Raw genomic sequence first — 24,074 nt, forward strand, 5'->3', positions numbered from 1 at the left:
AACGGCCGAATCGAGTTGATCCCACTTCTATGCTCAGAATATCATTGCCGACGCCCTGAATAGCCGATATCAACACTCGCGCGTGCAAATCCACCAATCGGCAGGAGGGCTCTAGCGCACATGGCCGGTGGGTCTCTTAGACGACGCCTGCGCCTCAGCTACTTTTTCCCCTTCGTAGCGTTGGCCATCCTGGCATTGCTGATAGTGTGGCGTGTCCAATCCGAAGAATCGGTTGAATATTGGGTTCAGCACACCTACGACGTGATGCTCTCGGTAATGAACGCCGAGAGCGATCTCAGCGCGGTCAAGATCAATCTCAGATCGTACCTCCTGGAACCGAAGTCCGAATATCTGCAAAAGCTACACGCCGCAGAAGACCGGCTCACGGTCGCGACTGATCGCCTGTTCACGCTGGTTTCAGACAACCCCGTCCAGCAGCGCCGCCTTCTCGATCTGAGCGGATTGCTGGGCCGATGGAACACAGAGGTCAACGCGCTTCTTTCGAACGGCGGCAAGAATTTCAACGCGCAACAGTTTGAGCAGGTGGAGGATCGCGGGCGCCAGCTAAGGGAAGTCCTCGATCAGATGTCCGCGACCGAACGCGATCTGCTGCAGCGCCGCAACGCGGATCGCGCGCGACGGGAGCGGGCGATTCTCACCCTCGTGCCGATCCTCTCGATTCTGCTCGCGGCTGCGCTCAGCTACTTCGGATGGCGGCAGATTATTCTCGCGAGCGGCGATCTGGAGCGCGCCCTGGCCAGCTCGGAAGACGCCAATCGGCTGAAGGACAACTTCCTCGCGACGGTTTCGCATGAGCTGCGCAATCCACTGAATACGATTCTGCTGCGCTGCCATCTGCTGGCCGAGGAAGAGCATCTCTCGAACAAGGCGCGGCTCAGCGTGCAGAGCATGGAGCGCGCCGCCAAGGCCCAGGCCCAGCTTATCGAAGACCTGCTCGACATCTCGCGTATCGAGTCCGGCCGCCTGCGCCTCGACGTGCAGACCACCGATCTCGTCGATGTCGTGCAGTCGGCAGTCGAGGCGATGCGGGTTGCGGCCGACGCAAAATCGATAAGCCTCGTCGAGACGATCGATCCGCGCGTCACGCCGATCGCCGGCGACCCGCACCGCCTTCAGCAAGTGGTGTGGAACCTGGTCTCCAACGCGGTGAAGTTCACGCCCAAGGGCGGACGAATCCAGGTGCGCCTGGAGCGCATCAATTCCCACGTCGAGATAATCGTGGCCGACAACGGCAAGGGTATCGAGCCTGCGTCGCTGCCGCTCGTGTTCGACAGGTTCTGGCAGGCGCCGGGCGCCGACCGAGTTGAAGTCGGAGTTGGCCTCGGGTTATCGATCGCACGACAGCTTGTCACGATGCATGGCGGCACGATCGTCGCCCACAGCGACGGGTTCGGAAAGGGTGCAACATTCACCGTGCGGCTGCCGCTCCCGGTCAGCACAGCGCCCGTCAGCGAGCAGCCGCGGCGTCATCCCACAGTCGCGCCAATGACGCGGACGGGCGAACTCTCGCGCCTCGACGGTCTCTATATTGTCGTCGCCGACGACGACGAGAGTGCCTGCGGCGCGCTGAAAGAACTCCTCGGCTCGCTCGGCGCCAAAGTCGATACAGCGCAATCAGTCGACGATGCGCTGCGTCTTATCGACGGAATGGATCCTGACGTTATCGTGTCGGACATCGGGATGCCCGGGCGCGACGGGCTCTCGCTGGCGCAGGAGATTCGCAAACGCGAGCGCGAATCGGCCCGCGACTTTCGTGTGCCGCTTATCGCGCTCACCGCCTATGGACGCGTCGAGGACCGTGTGCAAATTCTGAGCTCGGGCTTCGACAGCCACGTGGTCAAGCCGGTCGAATTGTCGGAATTGTCCGCGATAATCAGCAGCCTGACCGCACGCCTTCGTACTCGGGCGCGCGCCGAGCTGGTCAAGACGCCCGCTTAGACCGCCTACATCGATCGAAGAAAGGGACCGCCATGGAATTTCGCAATCTCGGCAACTCGGGACTCAAGGTTTCGCTCGTCGGCCTCGGATGCAACAACTTCGGCATGAAGATCAGCCTCGAGGAGACGCGCGCAGTCGTGAGCCGCGCACTCGACGAGGGCATCACGCTCTTCGATACCGCCGATATCTACGGCAATCGCGGGCAATCCGAGGAAATGCTCGGCAAGGCGCTCGGCGATCGGCGCAAGGACGTACTCGTCGCAAGCAAGTTCGGGATGGCGATGGGCGACGGTCCTTATATGAAGGGCGCGTCGCGCAGGTATATCGCAGCCGCGGTCGAGGCCAGCCTGCGACGCCTCGGCACCGATTACATCGATCTGTATCAGCTGCATCAGCCCGACCCCGAGACGCCGCAGGAGGAGACGCTCGCGGCGCTCACCGATCTCGTTCACGCGGGCAAGGTCCGTTACATCGGCTCGAGCAATTTCGCCGGATGGCAGGTCGCCGAGGCTGCCTGTATCTCGCGCAGCGAGAGCCTCGCGCACTACGTTTCGGCCCAGAACCACTACAACCTGCTCGAGCGGCGCGTCGAGCGCGAGCTGGTTCCGGCCTGTAAGCAATTCGGCGTCGGGATCCTGCCCTACTTCCCACTCGCGAGCGGCCTGCTCACCGGCAAATACGCCCGCGGCGAAGCCCTGCCGCAGGGCACGCGGCTCGCGCTCATGAAACGATTTGCCGACCAGCTCATGACTGAGAAGAACCTCGACGCGGTCGATAAGCTGACGGCCTTCGCCAAGGCGCGCGGTCATTCGATCCTCGAGCTTGCGATGAGCTGGCTCGCGTCGAATCCCCAGGTCTCGAGCGTCATCGCCGGCGCGACCTCGCCGCAACAGGTCACCGACAACGTCAAGTCGGGCGCCTGGAAGCTGAGCGCCGAAGAATTCGCCGAAGTTGACAAACTGACTCACTAGCGATCCCTCGGGGCGCTCCAGATCCGTTCGGCTCGGTCAGGGGCGGGCACTTCGACTCCGACAGCCTTGGCCGAGTGGAGTGAAGCGCGTGGCAAGCGGTTTTTTTGTCATGGTGAGGGAAGTGAGCAAGGCGAGCGGGAGCAGATCGCACAGGGCCGTTCGCACTGTTGGCCGCGGGTCTGATTTAGAATCCGACCGCTCGCGCGCGATCTTCGCTCGCGACGTTCCGATCCAGCTTCGTCTTGAGCTGCTCGACGTTTCGCTCGTGCGTTGTGCGATCGATGTCGTAGAACATCAAGACCGCGATCGAGACCGCGCCAAAGGCCACTACCAACGGTAGGAACACCATGCCGAGATGGCGAAGCACGGCGGGATCGACCTGCCCCTGAATCGCATGCTGCGGGAAACTGACCCACGCCAGGACGAGCCCGGACAGGAACGTGCCGAGGCCAGTGACGCATTTCGCAATCAGGCCGTTCGCGGCGAACAGCAACCCCTCCGAGCGGTGTCCCGTCGCAATGGCGGCGTCCTCGACCACGTCCGCCATCATCGAAGTCGCGATGATGAATCCCATGAGACCGAGTGTCAGCGAGAAGAAGCGGAAGACGAGCAGCAGCGTGAGCAACGCATGCGTGCCGTTCGCGGGCAGGATGCCGATCAGGCGCATCGCGATGAGAGTCGTATAGCCAAAGAACAGCGAGCCGAATAACACCGCGATCATCGAGGGCTTCTTTCCGAACCGGCTCGATACCGGCGTGGAGAGCACGACGCCGAGCAAGGCGGCGGGCAGCATGAGCGCGACGATATATGAAATCTGCGCGGGCGTGAGCTCAAAGTAGTAATTCGCGATATAGAGCTCGAGGCCCTGCGTCACTCCCATCGAAATCGCGCCGATTGTCCCCGACACGGCAAGCGCGATGAACGAGCGGTTGGTCACCGTGCCGGTGACCTCGCGCAGCTTCTCACGCCATGGACTCTTTTCCTCCGGTTCGTGAACGACGCTGTCGATAAAGCGATGCGTGCCAAGGCACGAGACGATGATCGAAACGAAAATCGCTATCGCCGAAACGAGTCCGAACTGCTCATAGCCCGCGCGATTCAGCACGCCCAGCGGATGCGTTGCGTCCTTGCGCAGGAAGACCTGGAACGCGAGCACCGCGATTACGGCGCCGCCGACCGCGCCGAAAAAGAATCGCGAGCCCATCAGCGTGGTGCGCTGGTCGTAGTCATAGGTGAGCTCGGGGCCGAGCGCTGTGCTCGGAATCTCGTAGAGGCTGAGCAACAGGCGCACCAGCACGAGCATCACCACCATGAAGACGAAGAGGTAGCGTTGCGACCATCCGATCGGCGGAACGAACAGGAAATAAAACGCGACCGCCGCAGGCAGCGCGGAGGCGTACATGAAGGGATGGCGCCGGCCCCATCGCGAGTGCGCGTGATCGGACCATTCGCCGATCAGCGGATCGCAAATCGCGTCGAACACCATCGTGACCATCATGGCCATGCCGACCCACGCCGCCGGCAATCCGACGACCTGGTTGAAGTACAGCATCAGGATCGAAGTCAGCGCGACCTGATGCACGCCGAAGGCGACAGAGCCGAAGCCGTAGAAGATATTGGTGGAAAGAGTCAGCGGCGGACGATTGTTCGAATCCATGCTCACCAGGTTCGCTCTCCGCGCGTCACGCATTCGAAGCCACCATCGACGTAGATGATCTGCCCTGTCATCACGGAGTTTTCCTCGCCCACACACCAGGCGAGAATCGAGGCCATGCGCTCGGGACGGGCGGGATACTGACCCTGCATCGGTATCATCTGGCCCATCGCCGCGCGCTGCTCCGGATTGTCGAGGACCCAGCGGGCGGCGGGCGTATCGAAGAGTCCCGGCGCAACGACGTTGATCGGAATCCCGGCGCCTGCCCACTGCGGCGTTCCGGCGACTCTGCGGCACCACGTATTCAGCGCATGCTTTGCGATCGCGTAGAAATCGAGCACGGCCTTTCCGGAGTCGAACGCCTCCCGCGCGATCGCGTTCGCTCCAGCCTCATCCATGGCGAGACAGGCTTCGACGATTCGCGGATCGATGGGGCTCAGCGAAGCGATCGAGGAGACCATCACGGCGCGCGGCGCGGGACTGCTCTCGAGCAGCGGGCGCAATCCTTCGAGCGTCGCCACCGTGCCGAAGAAGTTCAGCGACAGCATTGTTTCAGGGCGCCCGCCGCCGGCATTGGCGACGATGCCGTCGATCCTGCCGCCCGAGAGCCGCTTCACATCTGCGACCAGCTTTGCGCGGCCCTCGGCGTTCGAGAGATCGGCAATCACGTCCGCATCGTGAAGATCGGCCCCAATGACGCGGCCGCCGTGCTCGCGAAGATAGTGCGCTGTAGCCGCGCCGATGCCGGACGCGGAGCCGGTGACGACATAAGTTCGATCCATGATAACCCTTTTTTAGTTTCAGCCTCCGGCCTTGCGGCCCTTGGCGTCGTTGCGAATCAACTCGGCGCCGCTGGGCTCGACCGGAAAACCATACTTGGCGCGAGCGTTGGCATGTCCGATGTGATGCAGCGAGAAGGCGGACTGAACAGCAGTCCACTGCCCCTGCGCGTCGAGGCTCTGATTGACGGCCATCTTCGCCAGGCGCAGCCCGACCATCGGCCGCTTGGCGATGCGCTCCGCGAGCTCGAGCGTGGCGGCTTCGAGGTTGGCGCGCGGCACCACGACGTTGACCATGCCGAGCTGATGGCATTCCTGGGCGGTGAAGGCCGCGCCCGTGAAGAGCATCTCCTTGGCCTTGCGCGCGCCGAGCTCCCACGCATGGGTGAAAAATTCATGACCGTTGACGCCGAACGCGACCACGGGGTCCGAGAAGGTCGCATCGTCGCTCGCGACCACGATATCGAACGGCCACACCAGCATCAGTCCGCCGGCGATCACCTTGCCCTGCACCTGCACGATTGTCGGCTTGGGCAGGTTGCGCCATCGCCAGCAGAAGCCGAGGTAGATCTCCTCCTCGCCGTTCATCATGCCGGCCTGGCCGTCCTCGTCGAATCCGCCCCAGAGGCTGACAGTGTCGAAGTCATTCAGGTCGGCGCGATCGTTGAGGTCGTGTCCCGATGAAAAATGCGGACCGTCGGCCGCGATGACGATGACTTTAATGTCGTTGTCGGTGACCGCGATTCGAAACGCGCGGTCGAGTTCGTAGAGCATCTTGCGATCCTGCGCGTTGCGCTGTTCGGATCGCGCCAGCACGACGCGTGCGATATGCGGGGCCGGAGTTTCGTAGCGGATTCGTTCGAACGTCGAGCTGATATTGGCCTGTTTGCCTTTACGCGCCATGAGCTTGTTCCTTTTGCGCCGCTCCTGAGGAGCCGCCGCGGTTAGGTTGTTTGCTCGCGCACTCTAACCGCTTCCGGGCTCGGCCTCCTAGCGGATCGCGACGAGGCTTTCTTTCCCCACGCGCATTTCAGTAGCGCGTGCCGCAGGGTTTGTGATTTCCGCGTCTCGATGCGCATAATTACTGGCCGGGGTCTTTCCATAGCTGTTTAGAACGTCTATTCTAAATAGAATGGATATTCTAAAATCTCCGTTCCAGTCAAGGGGGAGTAAGTAATTTCTCCAATGGCCTCGCGACAGCCAAAATCTGAGTCAGCGCGCGAGTCTGCGAAGCCGCCGGTCGGCGTCCGCGGCTATCGCGTCCGCAACGTCGCGAAGGCGGCCGAGCGCCGCCGCGAAATCCTGGTCGGCGCGGCACGCGCGTTTGCACACGCGAGCTTCGACGCCACCAACATGGATCAGATCGCGCACGAATGCGGCCTCGCCAAGGGCCACATCTACCACTACTTCCGCAGCAAAGAGGAGATCTTCACCGAGATCCGCGTCGACGCGGTCGGCCGCCTGCTCGATCAACTAAATGCGATCGTGCGCTCAGGCGAAACCGATCCCGCGGTGCTCCTGCGCAAAGCGACGGCGAGCATCGTTGGCAGAATCTACGAAGAACGCGATCGCTACGAGCCGCTGGTGCCGGATCCGGTGTCGCTAAGCGCCGCGAATCGCAAGCGCATCCGCTCCATCGGCCGGCGCTACGAACACATGTTCACGAACATCCTGCGCATGGGAATCGAAAAGGGAGTTTTCATCGCCGGCGACGCAAAGCTGATGAGCTTCGTGATCCTGCGCGGCGCCTTCACGGTTGCCAACTGGTACCGCGAAAACGGCAAATGGAAACCGCAGTGGATCGTCGAGGAGGTCACGGAGCAACTCGTGAGGAGCGTTCTGAAACAGCGCTAGACAGCGGCTCGATCACGAAGGGGTGAGGGCCCAGATTTCCTGGGCGTATTCGGCGACGGTGCGGTCGCTTGAGAAGCGGCCGACGCGGGCGATATTCAGAATCGCTTTCTTTATCCAGACTTCTTCCTGGACATATAATTTGGATATTTCGGACTGAGTATCGACGTACGGGCCGAAGTCGCCCAGGAGAAAATACTCGTCGCGATCGAGCAGCAGGTCGCGAATCCATCGGAAAAGGCCCGGCTCCTTGGGGCAGAAGCGATCCGACGCGAGCTCGTCGAGCACGCGCTTAAGCCGCGGATCGGATTCGTAGTAGCTATGCGGCTTGTAGCTGCCGGCGCGGCGCATCTCCGCGATCTCCTCAGCGGTCAGCCCGAACAGGAAGAAATTCTCAGCGCCGACCGCCTCGCGAATCTCGATATTGGCGCCGTCGAGGGTGCCAATAGTCAGTGCGCCGTTCATCGCGAATTTCATGTTGCCGGTGCCCGAAGCCTCGAAGCCCGCGGTTGAGATCTGCTCCGACACGTCCGCGGCGGGCATGATTCGCTCGGCCAGCGACACGCGGTAATCGGGAAGGAATGCCACTTTGATCATTCCGCGCGTGCGCGGGTCCGCATTGATAATCTCGCCGAGGCTGTTGATCAGCTTGATGATCATTTTCGCCGCCCAGTAGCCCGGCGCGGCCTTGCCCGCGATCAGGTAGGCACGCGGAACCGCCGGCTCGATTCCGTCATCGACGAGCTTCAAATACTCGTGGATGATCCCAAGCGCCATCAGCAACTGCCGCTTGTACTCGTGGATGCGCTTGGCCTGCACGTCGAAGAGCGCGGCCGGATCGATATCCACCACCGAGATGCGATTGACTATTCGCGCGAGGCGTTCCTTGTTGGCACGCTTGAGCGCCGCCATCCGTGCCTGGAACTCGGGCTGCTCGGCGAGGTTCTCGATGTTGCGCACCTGCTCGAAGTCCGTCGTCCATCCGGGACCGATCGTCGCATCGAGCAGATTGGCCAGCGGCGGATTCGCCATCAGCAGCCATCGCCGCTGCGTGACGCCGTTGGTCTTGTTGCTGAACCTCTCGGGCCAGAGCTTGTAGAAATCGGGCACGAGCCGATTCTTCACCAGCTCCGAGTGCAGCGCTGACACGCCGTTTACCGAATGGCTGCCGACGATCGCGAGATGAGCCATCCGCACCTGGCCTTCGTAACCTTCCTCGACGATCGCGACCCGGCGCGGCAATTCGTGATCGTCGGGATAAAGCTCGGTCACACGGCTCAGGAAGCGGCGGTTGATCTCATAAATGATCTGCAGATGGCGCGGGACGACGCGCTCGAGGAGTCCGAGCGGCCAGCGCTCCAGCGCCTCGGGCATCAGGGTGTGATTGGTGTAGGCGACGGTCTGCTGCGTCACCTTCCACGCCACTTCCCACTTGAGATCGTACTCATCGACCAGCAGGCGCATCAGCTCGGCAATAGCCAGTGTCGGATGAGTATCGTTGAGCTGAATAGCCACTTTCGATGGAAAATCGCCAAAGTCTTCCTCGCCGCGCTCGAGGTAGGTGCGCACGATATCGCGCACCGCGCAGGCGACGAAGAAGTATTCCTGCAACAGGCGCAGCTCGCGGCCGGCCTGCACCGCGTCGGACGGATAGAGCACGCGCGACACGGTTTCCGAGACCATCTTCTGCTCGACGGCTTTCATATAGTCGCCGGCGTTGAAGATCTGCATGTCGAACTCGTCCGATGCGCCCGCGGAATAGAGCCGCACGTAGTTGACGGTATGGCCGCCGAAGCCTGCAATCGGCAGATCGGACGGCACACCGACGAGAGTGCGGTGATCGACCCAGGTCGGCGTGTATTCGCCGCGGCGATCGATGCGATGCTCGATGCGGCCGTAGACCGGAATGCGGACCACTTCCTCGGAGCGCGCGACCAGCCACGGCGAGCGCTCGCGCTGCCACGAATCGGGACGCTCGACCTGGTAGCCGTCGCGAATCTCCTGCTTGAAGAGACCGAACTCGTAGTTGATGCCGTAGCCGTAGCCCGGCATGTCGAGCGTGGCGAGCGAATCGAGGAAGCAGGCGGCGAGGCGGCCGAGGCCGCCGTTGCCGAGCGCGGCGTCGGGCTCTTCGTCGAACAGCGTGCGCATATCGACGCCGTTGTCGGCGAGAAAGTCGCGGCAAGTGTCGATAATGCCGAGATTGAAAAGATTGTTCTCGAGCGAGCGCCCGATCAGGAACTCGAGCGAGAGGTAATAGAGCTTCTTGGCGTTGCTGCGATCGAAGCGCCGCCGCGTGGTGAGCATTTTCTCGACCAGCATGTCGCGGACGACGAGTGCCGTCGCGCGATACCAGTCGTGGCGGGTGAGCTGCATCCGCCGCTTGGCGAGCGTGAATCGGACGTGATGCTCGATCAGATTCCTGAAGAGGTTCAGGTTTGAATCCGCAACCGGGGGAACAGCCATTCTGTCGTCAATCCTGCAAAAGCTAGCGGCGCGCGGGCGTTGCTAACGCATTGCCGCCGCGCGTGACTTGCGGCACCGGTGTGCAGCACTTTCGACAGGAATCCCCCGGCACACGACTCCGCATCCATCTCAATCCTGTATCGAAACGCCGCGACATTCCAGACCGGCGCGCGATTATTCCACCCTTGGCTGCGTAGCATTTTTCAACAAGTTATCGCCAATCGCGGTCGGAGGCCGCCGCGCCGGACCAGCCGATGGCCGCGGCGACCCTTCTCATACCAACGGATGAAATTCTGGATTAGGCACAACGATGACCCATCGTTACACTCATTGGCATGAAGCCACTGGTCGATGTCCTTGCCGATGCGCGGCGGCGAAAGGTCGCCGTCGGGCATTTCAACTTCTCCGATCTCGCCGGGTTCAACGCGATCGTTGACGCGGCGGTCGAGCTCAAGCTGCCGGTGATGGTCGGAGTGTCGGAGGGCGAGCGCGAATTCGTCGGCGTCTATGAAGCCGTCGAGCTGGTTAAAAGCGCGCGCGAGCAATACGGCCTCGACATCTACCTCAACGCCGACCACACGCACTCGCTCGAGCATGCCGAGGCGGCGGCACGTGCTGGCTTCGACGAAATCATTTTCGATGGCTCGGCGCTGCCGTTCGACAAGAACCTCGTTGAGACCAAGCACGCGGTCGAGGTTCTCAAGACGATCAACCCCAAAATCCTGATCGAGGGCGAAATCGGCTACATCGGTTCCGCATCGGCGATTCTCGACAAGAAGCCGGACAACATGAGCGCGCTATCGACGCCCGAAGAGGCGCGGCAGTTCGTCGCCGAGACCAAGGTCGATGTGCTGGCGCCCGCGGTCGGCAACATGCACGGGATGCTCGCGAGCATGGTCGAAGGCAAGGCCGAGAAGCGGCTCGATCTCGGGCGCATCGCCGAGCTCGGCAAGGCCACGCCCGCCTTCATGACGCTGCACGGCGGCTCCGGCACTCACGACGACGACTTTCGCACCGCGATCAAAAACGGCATGTCGATCGTTCACGTCAACACCGAGATCCGCATCGCATGGCGCCGCGGCATCGAAGCGGCGCTCAAAGCCAAGCCCAACGAAGTGACGCCCTACAAGCTGCTCGCCGACGCCGTCGCCGGCATCAAACAAATCGTCGAGGCGCGGCTCAAGCTCTTCAACTTCATTTAGTCCCGGCCCGCGTAACTGCGAGATTGCATCGGGCATCGAATCGCTGGTGAAAATCATGGAGAAGACCACAGCGATTCGTCCACCGTTCACGCGCGAGACCGCGCTCGCCAAGGTCAGAGCCGCCCAGGATGCGTGGAACACGCGCGATCCCGAGATCGTCGCGCGCGGCTACTCTGAAGACTCCGACTGGCGCAATCGCACCGAGTTCATGAAGGGCCACGCCGCGATCAAGGAGTTCCTGCGGCGCAAATGGGACCAGGAGCTCGACTACCGGTTGATGAAAGAGCTGTGGTGCTTTAACGATAACCGCATCTCGGTGCGCTTCGAGTACGAATGGCATGACGCATCCGGTCAATGGTACCGCACCCACGGCAACGAGCACTGGGAATTCGACGAACAAGGCCTCAATCGGCGCCGCGACATGAGCGCCAACGACTATCCGATCAAGGAATCCGATCGCCGCTACCGATGACGGATTGTCAAGCTTTGCTCGCGGTCGCCTGGTGACAATCTAGCGGCAGTCAGAACGGCCGCGCGCAGACCCGACGACCGCGCGATCAGTACGGGCGGGCGTTTTTGCCGATGATCTCGCGGGCTACGAGCGACTTCATGATTTGCGCGGTGCCGTCGCCGATTTCGAGGCCGATCACGTCGCGCATCCGTTGTTGATGCGGCAGGTCAAGGCTGAAGCCGAGATGGCCGTGGAGCAGCAGGCACTGATGAAGGACCTGGGCGGCCAGCTCCGGCGCGAGCCACTTCGCGCCCGCCGATACCCAGCCGTGCGGCTCGTTGCGATCCTTCAGCCATAGCGCCTCGTAGCAGAGGTGCCGCGCGGCGCGCAGGCGGACCGCCGCTTCCGCGAGCGGGAAGGAGACGCCCTCGAATCTGGCGAGGCTGCCGCCGAACGCCTGGCGCTCATCGACGTAGCGGCAGGTCTCCTCGACGCTTTGCTCCGCCGCACCGATACACATCAGGCCGATGAGGGAGCGGCTGAAATCGAAGCCCTGCATCACCTGGATGAAGCCCATGCCCTCCGCGCCGACTCGCATCGCTGCGGGCACTCGCACCGAGTCGAAAAAGATCGAGCCGCGGCCGATGGCACGCGAGCCGAGATCGCGAAAGCGCGTGCGGCTGACGCCCGGCGCGTTGAGATCGACGTAGAAGGCGCTGACTCCGCGCGCGGCCTGCTCGAGGGTGCCGGTCCGCGCCATCACGAGCGCGCCTGCCGCACCCGACGCGAAGGAGATCGAGGTCTTCTCACCGTTCAGCACATACGAATCGCCGTCACGCCGCGCCGCGAGCTTCACGTGGGCCGCATCGGAACCGCCGCCCGGTTCGGTGACACCGAGGGCAGGCACGATATCGCCGCGGCAGATCGCCGGCAGGATCTCGGCGCGCTGCCGATCGTCGCCATTGCGCGCGACGATCGCGCCCACCAGCGACGAGAGCAGCAGCACGTACGCGACATTGAAGTCGCCGCGCGCGATCTCCTCGTGCGCCATCCCCAGTGACACGTAGTCAAGACCGGAGCCGCCGTGCTTCGCCTCGACCATCGGCGCGAGCAGTCCCAACTCTCCGACTTTGCGGATAAGTGATGCCGGCAGATCGGCGTCAGCATCGCGCGAGGCGTATGCGGGCAGAAGCTCGCGCATCGCGAAGTCACGTAGCGTGTTCTGAAGGAGCGTCTGGTCGGGGCTTAGTGCGAAGTCCATCGTTAAATCTATCTGACCTGAATTTCGTCGCTTGGCGGCGCGGGTTGCGAGTCCATCGGCTCGGCCTGCGCGGCCGGAGCGGAGTTGCCGGAGTTTTCCGACGGTTGATCCTGATTGGCGCCGCGGCCCTTCATATAGGGAATGAAGTCCGACAACGTGCGTCCGCTCTGGCCGTTATCGTCGGTAATTCTGTCCTTGCCGTTAGCACCGTGAAAAAAGTCCGCGAGCGTTTTGCCGGAACGGCCGTCATCATCATCAGTTGACAAAGTGCTATCAGAAGACGCGTCGGGCGCGGCGTTCTGATTTTGCTGCTGTTGCTGCTCGGCTTCCTTCTTCGCTGCCGCTTCCATTTCGGGGTCGGGCTTCATCCCGTTGCCAAGCGCGAAATCCTCTTTCTCGTCCGGCGTCATCGAGCGCCAGATCGCGGCCGCTTCCATCGAATTGCCGCGCGAGAGCGCATCCGCAAAGCGTTCCCGCGCGGTCGGCTGATGCTGAAACAGCGAGCATCCGCCGATCGCGCAGGCGACCAGCGCCGCGATCGTCAGTGTCCGCGGCGCGAAGTGTGCCCGGCGGAACATTTAGAACGTGACCACGCTCCGAATCGATTTGCCCGCGTGCATCAGGTCGAACGCCTCGTTGATTTGTTCCAGCGGCATGGTGTGAGTGATGAGGTCGTCGATATTGATGCGCTTGTCCATGTACCACTCGACGATCTTCGGCACGTCGCGGCGGCTCTTGGCGCCACCGAAGGCCGTGCCCTTCCAGGTGCGCCCGGTGACGAGCTGGAACGGCCGCGTCGCGACTTCCTGACCCGCGCCCGCGACGCCGATTATAACCGACGTGCCCCATCCGCGTTGACAGCATTCCAGCGCCTGGCGCATGAGTTGCACGTTGCCAACGCATTCGAAGGAGAAGTCGGCGCCGCCCTTGGTCAGGTTGACGAGGTACGGCACGAGATCGCCCTCGACCTCTTTCGGGTTGACAAAATGTGTCATGCCGAATTTCTCGGCGATCGGCTTGCGCCCGGCGTTGATATCGACGCCGACGATCATCGCCGCGCCGGCGAGCCGCGCGCCCTGGATCACGTTGAGGCCGATTCCACCGAGGCCGAACACCACGACCCGATCGCCGGCCTGGACCTTCGCCGTGTTGAGCACGGCGCCAATACCTGTGGTGACGCCGCATCCGATGTAGCAGATCTTGTCGAAGGGCGCGTCCTCGCGAACCTTGGCCAGCGCGATCTCGGGCACGACGGTGAAGTTCGAGAACGTCGAGGTGCCCATGTAGTGATGAATCAATTTACCGTTGCGCGAGAAGCGGCTAGTGCCATCGGGCATCACGCCGCGGCCCTGGGTCTCGCGAATCGCGGTGCAGAGATTGGTCTTGCCCGACAGGCACGAGGGGCAGTTGCGGCATTCCGGGATGTAGAGCGGAATCACGTGATCGCCGCGGCGCAGCGTCGTCACGCCCGCGCCGATCTCCACCACGATGCCGGCGCCCTCGTGCCCCATGATGCAGGGGAAGAGGCCCTCGGGATCGGCGCCCGAGAGCGTGAACGCATCGGTATGACAGACTCCCGTCGCTTTGATCTCGACCAGGACTTCGCCGGTGCGCGGCCCTTCGAGATCGACCGTGGTGACTTCGAGCGGCTCACCCGCCTTGTTTGCGACTGCGGCTTTGACTTTCACTGCTGCTCCCGAATCAGGCGCGAAAGGTGACGACTCCGTCACGGATCGCGAGCTTGCCTTGATGATTGAGCGCCTCGAAAAAGATCGACGTTCCGTCGGGCGCGGAATCGCGCGCGATGACGCGCACGGTGAGGATCGACGGCATGCTGACCATCGCGCCGAAGCGCCCCGCGATCCGCGCGACTCGCTCCGGATGCTTCGTCGACTCGAACTCGACAATTCGCGACACGGCAACCGCAAGCGTCGCCGTGCCGTGGAGAATGATTTCAGGAAGTCCCGCGGCGCGCGCGACGGCCGCGTCGGTGTGAATCGGATTGAAGATTCGCGCACACTCGGTATAGACGTGAGCCATGCCGGCCGGGATGTCGATCTCGGCTTCGTCGAGCGGCTCACCTTCGGCGATCAGCGGCGGCGGCGGAAGCGGCATGATCTTCGCCGGGAAGTCCGCGCCTTCGACCGCGACATCGCGATACAGCGTGCCATACCAGGTGGTGCAGACGGGAATACCGCTGTCGTCGGTGGTGTCGATTCGCGCGACCATGAACGCGCCCGGCTTGCGACGCTCGACGCCCGCGACGGTGAGCTGCGAGGTGAGATCCTCGTCCGCGCGGATCGGGCGATGGAGCACGACATCGTGCGTCGCATGCACGCCGCGCAGCGCCTCTTCAGTCGTCAGGCCGACGTTGCCGATCTCGTGGCGCATGTTGAGGATCAGCGGCCATTCGAAGCAGACCGGGAACATCGGATGCGCGATCACGCCCGCCTCGCGCGTGGTGTCGAGATAGCACGGCAGGGCGTCGCCGAGTCCTGCGGCATAGGCCATCGTCCATCGCGAATCGATTTTGGTCGCGACGGGCTTGGAGGCGGCGCCGACAATCGCTGATGACAGCGGCATAGCCGTAGATCTACGCGCTCACCGGGCGAGGGTCCATCCGTACGAGATACGATTGGGGGACCGCTAAGGATTGGCCTTCACGAAATCGACGACGGCGCGATTGAACTCGGCTGGATACTCGACGAAGAAAAGGTGACCGCCCGGCAGCTCGACCAACTTCGCGCGCGGGATTCGCGATGCGATCAATTTTGAATTCGCGAACGGCACGAGACGATCGTCGCGACCGCCGATCACCATCGTTGGCAGATTGATCGATGCGATACGGCTGCTCGCGTCGAAGCCCACCACCGCGCCGACCTGGCGCGCGAGCGCGAACTGCGGGATCGGATACATCGCGCGCATCTCCTGGTCCTTCTTCACGACGTCGGGACGGCGCTCGATCGTAGCGTCGGTGAACACCGCTTTGAGCTGCAGCTTCTGCTGCTGGGCGGTGGCATTGGCACCCGCGACGACTGCGCCGACGATCGCGGGATCGGCCTGGACAACGTCGTGGCCGCCAAAGTGAGTGCATCCGAGGATGAGGCAGCTCAGGCGCTCTGGATAATGAAGCACGAACTCCTGCGCGATCATTCCGCCCATCGAGATGCCGAGCAGCGCTGCGCGCCGGATGCCGAGCGCGTCCATCAGGCCGGCGGTGTCCGACGCCATCTGCGCAATCGTGTATGGTGCGTCGGGCTTGTCGGTGCGTCCGGCGCCGCGATTATCGAACACCACGGTGCGGAAGTGCCGTGCAAACTCGGGCGTCTGCTCGTACCACGCACACAAGTTCGATCCGAGCCCGCGGATCGCAACCAGAGTCTGCGGTCCGTCGCCATGAATCTCGTAGAAGATGTCGATATCGCCAACACGCTGCTTGGACATGCCGCGAATCTAGCGCGAGCGCATCGCGCCGCCAACGCCGACACTCGTATGAAAGCCGTGACAGATTCGCCGCCGACTTCTAGTGCTTGCCGTAATCCAGCGGGACGCCTTTGCGTTGGGCGTAGATGTAGGCCTCGAGCGCGCGCAGCTTTGGATCGTTGGGATCGAGCGCTTTGCCCTTGATTGGATTCTCGATGCACCAGTCGATCATATCGCGGAGCAGCGCGACCTTCTGCAGTTGCACCTGGTACTTCGGATAGGTCTCGGGATGCGTGTTGGAGGCGTCAGGATGACACATGTCGCAGCTCACGCCGATCGTGCTGCCAAGAGCTTTGGAATCGTGGAAGATTCGTTTGCCGTCGGCAACGAACGCATCGGTCTCAGCTTTCCAGACTTTGTAATCGCGCGGCTGAAAGCTCGCGTATGTATCGCCTTGCTGCACGGTCATCGAAGGAGCAGAAGCGGGAGCGGCGGGATTACCCGGCGCGGGCGCGCCCATCGGCGAAGCTGCCGCTGACGGTTCCGATTGCGGCGACGATTCCTGCGCCATCTCCCAATGCTCGCCCGGATGCGCGGCCATCCACTTCGCCATCAGGTCGCGGCTGACCTTCTCGGCTTCGTCATGAGTCATCTCCTGGCCGGGCTTCAGATCCTTCACCTCGATACTGGTCTTGCCGTCGCAGAGCATCACGACCGTGCCGCCGTGCGCAGGCGCGGGAGCGTCATGCGTGGGATTATCCTGCGCGAGCGCGCGCGAGCCGAATGCTGTGACGGCGGCTGCCAGAGCGATCGCGCGGATGACTGGGTATTTGGAGATCATCGTCGCCTCGTCAGGTTGGAAGTCATCTGGCGAATCAGTAACTCGCGAATTGCGGCGCCGGCGGAACGTAGGTCTTGCCGTTGGAGCGCAGGTACTCGGAGCGCACCGTCACCGGGTTGCGATCCCACAGGTTGTACATCATGTCGGCGAGGCCCTCTTTGCTGACGTTGACCTGGCCGTCGCCGAGACCGTCGAGCTGGTCGTATGGATCGGGGCGATTCATCTGCACCGTCAACTGCGGCAGTCCTTCGGGCGCGTAGGGCCACGGCCACGCCGTCGAGAGCATCCCGTAAAAGCTGATGTTTCCAATTTGATTGAAGAGCATCTGATGCGTGTGGCCATGAACGACGGTGACATTTGGATATGGTTTCAGTATCTCCTGGACTTGCTCGGCGTCCTCGGTCCAGAAGTTCCAGTTGCGGTAGTACTTGTAGAGCGGCGAATGCGAGAACACGAGCAGCGGTGTCGTGGTCGGCACCTTGGCGAGATCGTTCTTCAGCCACGTGCGCTCGTCATCGCCAACCTCGAAGCGCGACTGGATTCCATTGTCGAGTCCCGCGACCGTTTGCATCCGCTGCGCCGGTGTGAAGCCTCGCGCGGTCCAGAAATCCTTCTCATGCACGCTCATCAGGACGATCACGTGCACGCCCTTCCAGTCGAACGAGTAATTCGGCGGGCCGAACAGCTCCTGCCATTTGTCGCCCATGTCGTAGAACCAGTCGTGCTCTCCGACCATCATCTTGACCGGCGCCTTGACCATGCTCAGCACCTGCTGGCCCTGCTCGAGCTCCTCGGGACGACCGAGCTGCGCGAGGTCGCCGCCGAACAGCACGAAGTCGGGTTGCGGATCGAGCGCGTTGACATCCTCGACCGCTTTGACGGCGCCCTTGACGAAGCGCTGGTTGAGCGTGCGCACATACATATGAGTGTCGGAGATATATGCGAACGTGAAGGGCGGCGTTCCCGATGCACCCGTGCCGCTCGCGGTCTTGTCGACCGCCGCGTTGGCGACATTCACGAGCTGAAACGAATGCGGCGTGATGAGCCCCTTCGACATCACGGCGCCGGTCGTCGCGGCGAGCACTTTCAGAAACGTGCGGCGATCGAGATGGCGCAAGCTGCGCAGCGCCTTGTCGCGATCTTCCATGTACTTGGTTTCGACGCTCTTGTGCCGTACCGCCATCGCTTTCGTGCCTCGTAAGGTTGATCAGTAGCCGCCGAGCTGCGCGGGATTTTCCTGGTTCTGCACCGGCCCGATATCGCCGAACGGTCCTTTGAAGCCGGGACCCAGTCCGGTCTTGCCCATCGCCGCCGCGAGATCACGCTGCGGGCGATCGGTCATGGATCGTTTGCGCTGAAGATCGAGTTCTTCCTTCGCGGCATCGGCGTATTCGGGACTGGTGAGCGTCGCGAGGAACGCGACCAGGTCATCTTCCTGCGATTCGCTGAGCCCGAGCGGCAGCAGACCGCCGTCGAGATAAGGATTCTGCACGCCGCCCTTGTTGTAGTGATCGATCACGTCCCACAACGTCTGCTGCGAGCCGTCATGGAAGTAGGGCTGCGTCACGAGCAGGTTGCGCAGGCCCATCGTGCGGAAGCCGCCGATATCGTGCGGCTGCTTGGTGATTAGGAAGCGCCCAAGTCCGCTCATGTCGGTCTGGATCGCGAGTTTATCGATCTGCATCATTCCGCCGCCGCCCCGCTGGAGGAGTGCGAGCGCCTGCCGTGCGAGCGGCACAAAGTCGGACTTGTGCGCGGATACTCCGATGTTGTGAAAGCGATTGTCGGTGAAAAGCGGCTGCGTCGGATTCCATCCGTGACACGTCATGCAGCGCCCCTGACCGTTGAACAGCGCCCATCCGCGCTTGGCCGCCGGACTGATCGCGTTCTGCTCGCCATTCATGAAGTGGTCGAAGGGAGTATCGAAGGCGATCTGCGTGCGCTCGTAGGCGGCGATCGCTTTTTCGATGTTGCCCATCGTGATTTGGCCGCCGAACACATCCTGGAACGGCTGCTGGTATTCGGTAATCGACTTGACCTTGGTAACGACATCGTCGAGAGACTTGTTGCCCATCTCGACGGGATTGGTGATCGGACCTTCGATCTGAATTTCGAGCGAGGGCGCGCGGCCGTCCCAGAATTGCAGCGTATTGAAGAGCGCGTTCAGGACCGTCGGCGCGTTGCGCTGGCCGAAGGCCTTGTGGATTCCCATCGAGGTCGGCAGCTGATCGGTAAAGCCTTTGGTCGGCGAATGACACTGGTCGCAGGAGACGGTGCCGTCGGCGGAAAGGCGATCGTCGAAGAAGAGTTTGCGCCCGAGCGCGACCTTGGCCGGCGATTGCGGATTGTCGGGCGGAATCACCCACGAGTAGAGCTGGGCCGGGAAGCCGACCTGGTTCATCGACTTCGGCGCCGCGAGCGGATTCTGTTCCTGCGCGCAGGCGAACGACGCCATCAGCATCGCGGCGACGAATGCGAGGATCGGGAAACGCAGCGTGGGCATTGCGATGGCTCCACCTGTTTGAGGCGCGAGCAGGCCGCGCGTTAAGGGCCGAACGTCAGCCGAGAGTCGAGGCTCGCAGCTTGTCGCAGCAAGATCAACTGAAACTGAAATTACAATCGACACCGCGTCGGCTCAAACCGAAAATCCCAGTTTCGATGACGCGCTCGGCGCGATGGTTACCTGTGCCAAATCCCCGGCACGGGAGTAGAACCAGAGCTTAATGTCAAAGGATGCAAAACTTGAGCGCCTGCTCGCATTACCGCAGTCCGAGCGCGCCCGACTTGCGAGCGAACTGGTTCAAAGCCTGGAGGATACCTCTGACGAAGGGGCCGCAAGCGCATGGCTCGATGAGATCGGCAACCGCGCTCGCTCGCTGTCAGATGGAAGCGCCGTCTTCGAAGACTGGCAGAAAGTCCGCCGCCGTATCGAAGCCAGGCTGAAGCGGCGTTAACACTTGCTGCTCGTCCTCCACCAGGGATTTGGCGTCGCGCTCGTTTTGCGATAGGCGCGGATGCCGGCGATGCTCGGGATGAGGATCAGTGACCAGATGCCGCCGAGGAGGATGATCGCCGAAAGCCACGGACGCAGCGGCTGATGGAGAACCATCGGCGCCAGCGCCAAAAGACCAGTCAAATAGGCCACAACTCCGATGATTCCGACGCGAATCTTAGCCCGGAGGGTCGGTTGCTCCCGAGCCAGTTGGTAAGCCGGCACGAATCCGTATCCCCAGACCGCAAGCGACACGTTCCGAGCGTGAACAACGCTGTGGGCGGCCGACGTTCCAAACCACTGCAGGGTTGCTACTTCGGCGAGCTTACCGAGCGCCAAGAGCATAGCAAGACCGCCAAAGCCTATGGTCAAGCCTCGCGCAATCTAACGCCAAGGCGTTGGACGGGGTTTCCAAAGAACAGGCGCGCTCATGGTGCGATAATGGCATCGCGCGGCGCGAACTTCCAGTCATGAATGCATGGCTTGTAGTTGACGCTGCGCACTCTGCCAGATCGGAAAACAAAGAAGGCGCTGCGCGCGATGTCTGGTACCGGCCCATTCGGGGCCACCAAAGATCCGTCGACTTCGCTCGGGATGACGGTCATTTCTTGGAACTGTTTAGAAAGTAATGGGTTGATGCCCTTCCTACTACTTATTCAAGGCCGCAGTGCGGATCGGCGGGCGAGGAGCCAGCTTTGTAGCGTGATTACGAGCGCGACGATGCCGAGCACGATCGAGCCGGAGCGCAGCGGCGTTGCTAATGGCGTCAGCGTCGGCACGATCTCGAAACTCGACAGACTGAATGCCAGCCATGCGCCGGCCAGCCCGACGATGCGCGCGATCCATCTGATCGGTGCGGCCACGATTGCCGATGCGACGATCGAGAACAGCATCCAATCACCGGCCGCGACCATCCGCGCGCCTGCATAACGGCTGACGGACGTCTCTCCCCAATGGTGCCATACGAACAGATCGACAAGCTCGAAGCCTGCGAAGAGCACTGCGGCTCCGACGCCCGTCACGAGGAAGAACGCTTCGAGGCGATTCGGGCGCGTGCCGATCGCGAGATAAGACATGAGCACGCTGATCGCCATGCAGAGGCCGAGAATCGCGAAGTCGATCAAGGGTCCGTCCGCCGAGCCTGCCGACCAAACGAGGTAGGCAGGACATGCGAGCACCAACCCGATTACAGCGAACGCAAGAAATCTCCGCGATATCCGCTCTGCTGGCATACTCTTAAGATGTCATCTACTTTCCAAGAAAATGGGAAGAAAAAAGGGAAGGTCCAGAGCCGGTAGAGAAAAGATCATCATCCAGGGGCGGAACAAAGGGAAGAGAAACCCCGAAATAAAGCACCGACCGCGATCAGCGCTATCACAAAGGGTATTTTCCTCGCGCGAGCAGTCCATCCCGAACGCGTCGCTTCGTATATGAGCGGCCCCCCCACATCCACACAACCAACAGCGCGAAACAGACACCATCTTCATAGTGGATATAAGCCAGTCATTTGAGATCGGCTCGATGTTGACGTTGGTGCACGGCGGCGACGGATGCTCCGTCGCCGCCGCTCGATGCCTACTTGGCACTCGTGGTGAAGACTTCGAGGCGGTAGCCCTCGGGATCGATGGCGAAGGCGGCGTAATAGTTCTCGCCGTAGTCCTTGCGGATGCCGGGCTTGCCGTTGTCCTTGCCGCCCGCGTGCAGCGCGGCCTCGTAGAAACCGTTCACGTCGGCGCGGCTGTTGGCGTCGAAGCAGAAGTGCAGACCCGAGGCTGGGTCTGCCGGCACCGGGCTCCTCGCCGCTAGAATCCAGTACTCCGGCGAATCGGCACCGTAGCCCAGATACTCGCTGCCCTCGACCAGGCATTTGTACCCGAGCGGCTTCAACGCCGCATCATAGAATTTGCGCGCCCGCGCGATGTCCTTAACTCCGATCGATACGTGACTAAGCATCGTCCTTCCCTCCGTTCTCGGGTGCTTCTAACTGGCTAGATAGTTAGATAGCCGAGCCGGAGCTTTATGTCAACCGCCAAGATGGTTAGAATGATCTCGACATGACGCGAAGCTCCGCCCGATCGATCGTTGTTCCCCGCCCCGATCTTTGTCTCAATTTCGCCAACACGCTCTTCTGGCGCGGCAGTACCAAGACCGAGAGCCTTCATCAGTTTTCGGATCTTCTCGAATGGTGCCGATCGTCGGGCGCAATGCCGCCCGAAATGCTGGACGAGTTGGCGCGATGGGCTTCGAAACATCCCGGCGGCGCCGCCGAGCTTTTCCGCGATGCGATCGAACTCCGCGAAACGATTTACCGCGTCTTCCTCAGCCTCGGTTCGGGCACAGCACCGGCCCCGACGGACCTACATGCTCTGAACGACGCGCTCGCCGATGCGCCGCCGCGCAGCAGCGTGGCCGCCGAGGCCGATTCATTCGGATGGCGCATCGAGATCGGCGCGCCGTCGGCTAGCTCGCTTCTCGCCGCGATATTGTGGTCGGCAGGCGATCTGATCGTCGGCTCGAATCGCGCCCGCATCCGTCATTGCGCCAATGACCGGTGCCTGTGGGTCTTCATCGACGACAGCAAGAACCAGAGCCGCCGCTGGTGCTCGATGGCTGCGTGCGGAAATCGCGCCAAGGCCCATCGCCACTATTTGCGCCAAAAGGGCGCGTAAAGAGTGCAATCGATAGCGACAACACGCATTAGAAAAGTTCTAATTCGGACCTGAGAATCCATATATAGGCGATGAAGCGCGCTCCCGCTCGTGCTAAGTTGAGGGCGGCCGCGGCCGATAGCTCCAAGGAGCGAAGTCCGCCCGGCCGCTTGAGAGTCGATTGGAACCTCGCATACTTGACCGCGCGGACCATCCGATTTCGCGCCGCGACATCGACCCGAACGTTCTAAAGGTCCTGTACCGGCTGATCGGCGCGGGCCACATCGCATACCTCGTCGGCGGCGGCGTGCGCGACCTGATGCTGTCGCGCCAGCCCAAGGATTTCGATGTCGGCACGTCGGCGCATCCGCAGCAGGTGCGCGATCTATTCCGCAACTCGCGGCTCATCGGGCGCCGCTTCCGCCTGGTGCACGTCTTCTTCGGCTCACAGAATATCGAGGTCGCGACCTTCCGCCGGCCGAGTGAGGATCTCGCCGACGCCGCCGATCCGCTGATTCGTCACGACAACACTTTCGGCACTCCCGAAGAGGATGCGTTCCGGCGCGACTTCACGGTCAACGCGCTCTTCTACGATCCGCAGACCTTTCGCGTGATCGATTTCAGCGGCGGCGTCGAGGATCTTGAGGCGCGATTGATTCGCTCGATCGGCGAGCCCGAGCTTCGCATGCGCGAGGATCCGGTGCGGATGATGCGCGCGGTGCGCTTCGCGGCCAAGCTGGGCTTCGAGCTCGAGCCCGCCACGCGCGCCGCGATCGAACGGCATTGCGGCGACTTGACCAAAGCTTCGGTGCCGCGCCTGGTCGAGGAAACCTTCCGTACCATCGGCCAGCCGCAGGCCGCGTCGGCGCTCGCGATGATGGAAGAGCTCGGATTGCTCGAGCCGCTGCTGCCGTTTCTGTCGGAGCATCTGAAGAGCACGGCGTTCGATGATCGTGAAGCGCCGACGCTAACCAACCTGGCCGCGCTGGGACGGGCATTCTCGGGCGGCCTCGGGCCCGATCGTTCGACGATTCTCGCCGCGATGTTCCTGGATCTGTCGCGCGCGCAGGCCGATGCTGCTGAAGACGCCCGCCTCGATCTGCTCGGCGTGTTGCGCGCGCGCGGCTTCGCCCGCGGCGATACGGAGAACATGCGGCTGCTGCTCGACGCGTTCGCGCTCATGGTGACGCCGAATCGCCGCACGCGGCGGCTGTTGCGCCGTCCTTATTTTCACGAGGCGCGCCGCCTGTTCGAGATCTGCGCGCCGACCTATGGAATCGATGACGCACCTCTGCGGCGTTTCATTGCCGATCCTGATTCGATCCTCCAGCCGCAGCAGGCTGCGCCTGAAGGCGCCACCGCCGGAGGCCGCCGCAAGCGCCGTCGCCGCCGCCGCAGCAGGCATCGCGGCACGGGCGAAGCCCGCCTGATGCTCGAATCGCACGGCGTTGCTCCTCAAGCAGAAGCGAATGGTGGCGCATCGAGCAACGGCGCCTCTGCTCATCATGCAAGCGCGGATTCATCGGAAACAGCATCGCGCGACCCGGATCATCACGATTGACCGAATTTATCGCCT

22 protein-coding genes are annotated in these 24,074 nt (G+C 62.3%); 7 read left to right on the forward strand and 15 right to left on the reverse strand.

All coding sequences use genetic code 11. The features are described 5' to 3' along the window. Positions 1-120 precede the first annotated feature (120 nt). Together VMA09_01585 and VMA09_01590 are read left to right on the forward strand one after the other, a co-directional pair. Positions 121-1,959 carry an ATP-binding protein gene (locus VMA09_01585; protein HUA32268.1) on the forward strand — a complete coding sequence of 613 codons (1,839 nt, stop codon included), beginning with the start codon at positions 121-123 and terminating at the stop codon, positions 1,957-1,959. A 32-nt stretch (positions 1,960-1,991) separates the two neighbouring features. Beyond that, positions 1,992-2,930 carry an aldo/keto reductase gene (locus VMA09_01590; GenBank protein HUA32269.1) on the forward strand — a complete coding sequence of 313 codons (939 nt, stop codon included), beginning with the start codon at positions 1,992-1,994 and terminating at the stop codon, positions 2,928-2,930. Between the two features lie 184 nt (positions 2,931-3,114). Here the strand turns inward: VMA09_01590 and VMA09_01595 are convergent, their stop codons facing one another. From VMA09_01595 to VMA09_01605, 3 genes are read right to left on the reverse strand one after another with little or no spacing between them, the layout of a single operon-like run. Further along, positions 3,115-4,587 carry an MFS transporter gene (locus tag VMA09_01595; protein ID HUA32270.1) on the reverse strand — a complete coding sequence of 491 codons (1,473 nt, stop codon included), beginning with the start codon at positions 4,585-4,587 and terminating at the stop codon, positions 3,115-3,117. 2 nt (positions 4,588-4,589) lie between these two features. Further along, a complete protein-coding gene (locus VMA09_01600) occupies positions 4,590-5,366 on the reverse strand; it encodes an SDR family oxidoreductase (protein ID HUA32271.1) in 777 nt (258 codons plus the stop codon). A gap of 18 nt (positions 5,367-5,384) precedes the next feature. Continuing rightward, complete coding sequence (locus tag VMA09_01605) at positions 5,385-6,266, reverse strand: enoyl-CoA hydratase (GenBank protein HUA32272.1); 882 nt, start codon at positions 6,264-6,266, stop codon at positions 5,385-5,387. A gap of 282 nt (positions 6,267-6,548) precedes the next feature. Here VMA09_01605 and VMA09_01610 point away from each other — a divergent pair, with 282 nt between their 5' ends. Then, a complete protein-coding gene (locus VMA09_01610; protein ID HUA32273.1) occupies positions 6,549-7,217 on the forward strand; it encodes a TetR/AcrR family transcriptional regulator in 669 nt (222 codons plus the stop codon). A 12-nt stretch (positions 7,218-7,229) separates the two neighbouring features. On the opposite strand, the gene VMA09_01615 is transcribed toward VMA09_01610, so the two are convergent. Beyond that, positions 7,230-9,680, reverse strand: coding sequence for a glycogen/starch/alpha-glucan phosphorylase (locus VMA09_01615; protein HUA32274.1), 2,451 nt, complete (start codon positions 9,678-9,680; stop codon positions 7,230-7,232). 335 nt (positions 9,681-10,015) lie between these two features. On the opposite strand from VMA09_01615, the gene VMA09_01620 reads away from it, so the two are divergent. Together VMA09_01620 and VMA09_01625 are read left to right on the forward strand one after the other, a co-directional pair. Then, positions 10,016-10,882 carry a class II fructose-bisphosphate aldolase gene (locus VMA09_01620; protein ID HUA32275.1) on the forward strand — a complete coding sequence of 289 codons (867 nt, stop codon included), beginning with the start codon at positions 10,016-10,018 and terminating at the stop codon, positions 10,880-10,882. 55 nt (positions 10,883-10,937) lie between these two features. Further along, positions 10,938-11,354 carry a nuclear transport factor 2 family protein gene (locus tag VMA09_01625; protein ID HUA32276.1) on the forward strand — a complete coding sequence of 139 codons (417 nt, stop codon included), beginning with the start codon at positions 10,938-10,940 and terminating at the stop codon, positions 11,352-11,354. A gap of 85 nt (positions 11,355-11,439) precedes the next feature. On the opposite strand, the gene VMA09_01630 is transcribed toward VMA09_01625, so the two are convergent. The 11 genes from VMA09_01630 to VMA09_01680 all read right to left on the reverse strand — a co-directional run bounded on the left by VMA09_01630 (position 11,440) and on the right by VMA09_01680 (position 21,803). Next, on the reverse strand, positions 11,440-12,594 hold the full coding sequence (locus tag VMA09_01630; protein HUA32277.1) for an acyl-CoA dehydrogenase family protein: 1,155 nt from the start codon (positions 12,592-12,594) through the stop codon (positions 11,440-11,442). 8 nt (positions 12,595-12,602) lie between these two features. Further along, positions 12,603-13,031, reverse strand: coding sequence for a hypothetical protein (locus tag VMA09_01635; GenBank protein HUA32278.1), 429 nt, complete (start codon positions 13,029-13,031; stop codon positions 12,603-12,605). Between the two features lie 141 nt (positions 13,032-13,172). Then, positions 13,173-14,282 (reverse strand): S-(hydroxymethyl)glutathione dehydrogenase/class III alcohol dehydrogenase, encoded by a 1,110-nt coding sequence (locus VMA09_01640; protein ID HUA32279.1) that lies wholly within the window; start codon positions 14,280-14,282, stop codon positions 13,173-13,175. A gap of 13 nt (positions 14,283-14,295) precedes the next feature. Continuing rightward, positions 14,296-15,177 carry a MaoC family dehydratase N-terminal domain-containing protein gene (locus VMA09_01645; GenBank protein HUA32280.1) on the reverse strand — a complete coding sequence of 294 codons (882 nt, stop codon included), beginning with the start codon at positions 15,175-15,177 and terminating at the stop codon, positions 14,296-14,298. A 63-nt stretch (positions 15,178-15,240) separates the two neighbouring features. Continuing rightward, entirely contained in the window at positions 15,241-16,038 is a 798-nt protein-coding gene (locus VMA09_01650) for an alpha/beta hydrolase (protein HUA32281.1), read from the reverse strand. Between the two features lie 79 nt (positions 16,039-16,117). Beyond that, positions 16,118-16,858, reverse strand: a complete 741-nt coding sequence (locus VMA09_01655) for a hypothetical protein (GenBank protein HUA32282.1) — start codon at positions 16,856-16,858, stop codon at positions 16,118-16,120. A gap of 34 nt (positions 16,859-16,892) precedes the next feature. Next, positions 16,893-18,041: a metallophosphoesterase gene (locus tag VMA09_01660; GenBank protein ID HUA32283.1), complete on the reverse strand. Its 1,149-nt coding sequence runs from the start codon at positions 18,039-18,041 to the stop codon at positions 16,893-16,895. Positions 18,042-18,065: 24 nt separating this feature from the next. Beyond that, positions 18,066-19,361 carry a cytochrome c peroxidase gene (locus tag VMA09_01665; protein HUA32284.1) on the reverse strand — a complete coding sequence of 432 codons (1,296 nt, stop codon included), beginning with the start codon at positions 19,359-19,361 and terminating at the stop codon, positions 18,066-18,068. Positions 19,362-19,808: 447 nt separating this feature from the next. After that, the gene (locus VMA09_01670; protein HUA32285.1) at positions 19,809-20,195 is read right to left on the reverse strand and encodes a hypothetical protein; all 387 of its coding nucleotides are present in this window, start codon (positions 20,193-20,195) and stop codon (positions 19,809-19,811) included. A gap of 311 nt (positions 20,196-20,506) precedes the next feature. After that, complete coding sequence (locus tag VMA09_01675; protein HUA32286.1) at positions 20,507-20,974, reverse strand: hypothetical protein; 468 nt, start codon at positions 20,972-20,974, stop codon at positions 20,507-20,509. Positions 20,975-21,425: 451 nt separating this feature from the next. Then, positions 21,426-21,803: a VOC family protein gene (locus VMA09_01680; protein ID HUA32287.1), complete on the reverse strand. Its 378-nt coding sequence runs from the start codon at positions 21,801-21,803 to the stop codon at positions 21,426-21,428. A gap of 101 nt (positions 21,804-21,904) precedes the next feature. On the opposite strand from VMA09_01680, the gene VMA09_01685 reads away from it, so the two are divergent. Both VMA09_01685 and pcnB read left to right on the forward strand, forming a co-directional pair. Continuing rightward, entirely contained in the window at positions 21,905-22,519 is a 615-nt protein-coding gene (locus tag VMA09_01685; protein HUA32288.1) for an ABATE domain-containing protein, read from the forward strand. 160 nt (positions 22,520-22,679) lie between these two features. Continuing rightward, entirely contained in the window at positions 22,680-24,059 is a 1,380-nt protein-coding gene (gene pcnB / locus VMA09_01690; protein HUA32289.1) for a polynucleotide adenylyltransferase PcnB, read from the forward strand. The last annotated feature ends 15 nt before the right edge of the window (positions 24,060-24,074 follow it).

It is taken from the genome of Candidatus Binataceae bacterium (genome assembly GCA_035508495.1).
Lineage (GTDB): Bacteria > Desulfobacterota > Binatia > Binatales > Binataceae > JASHPB01.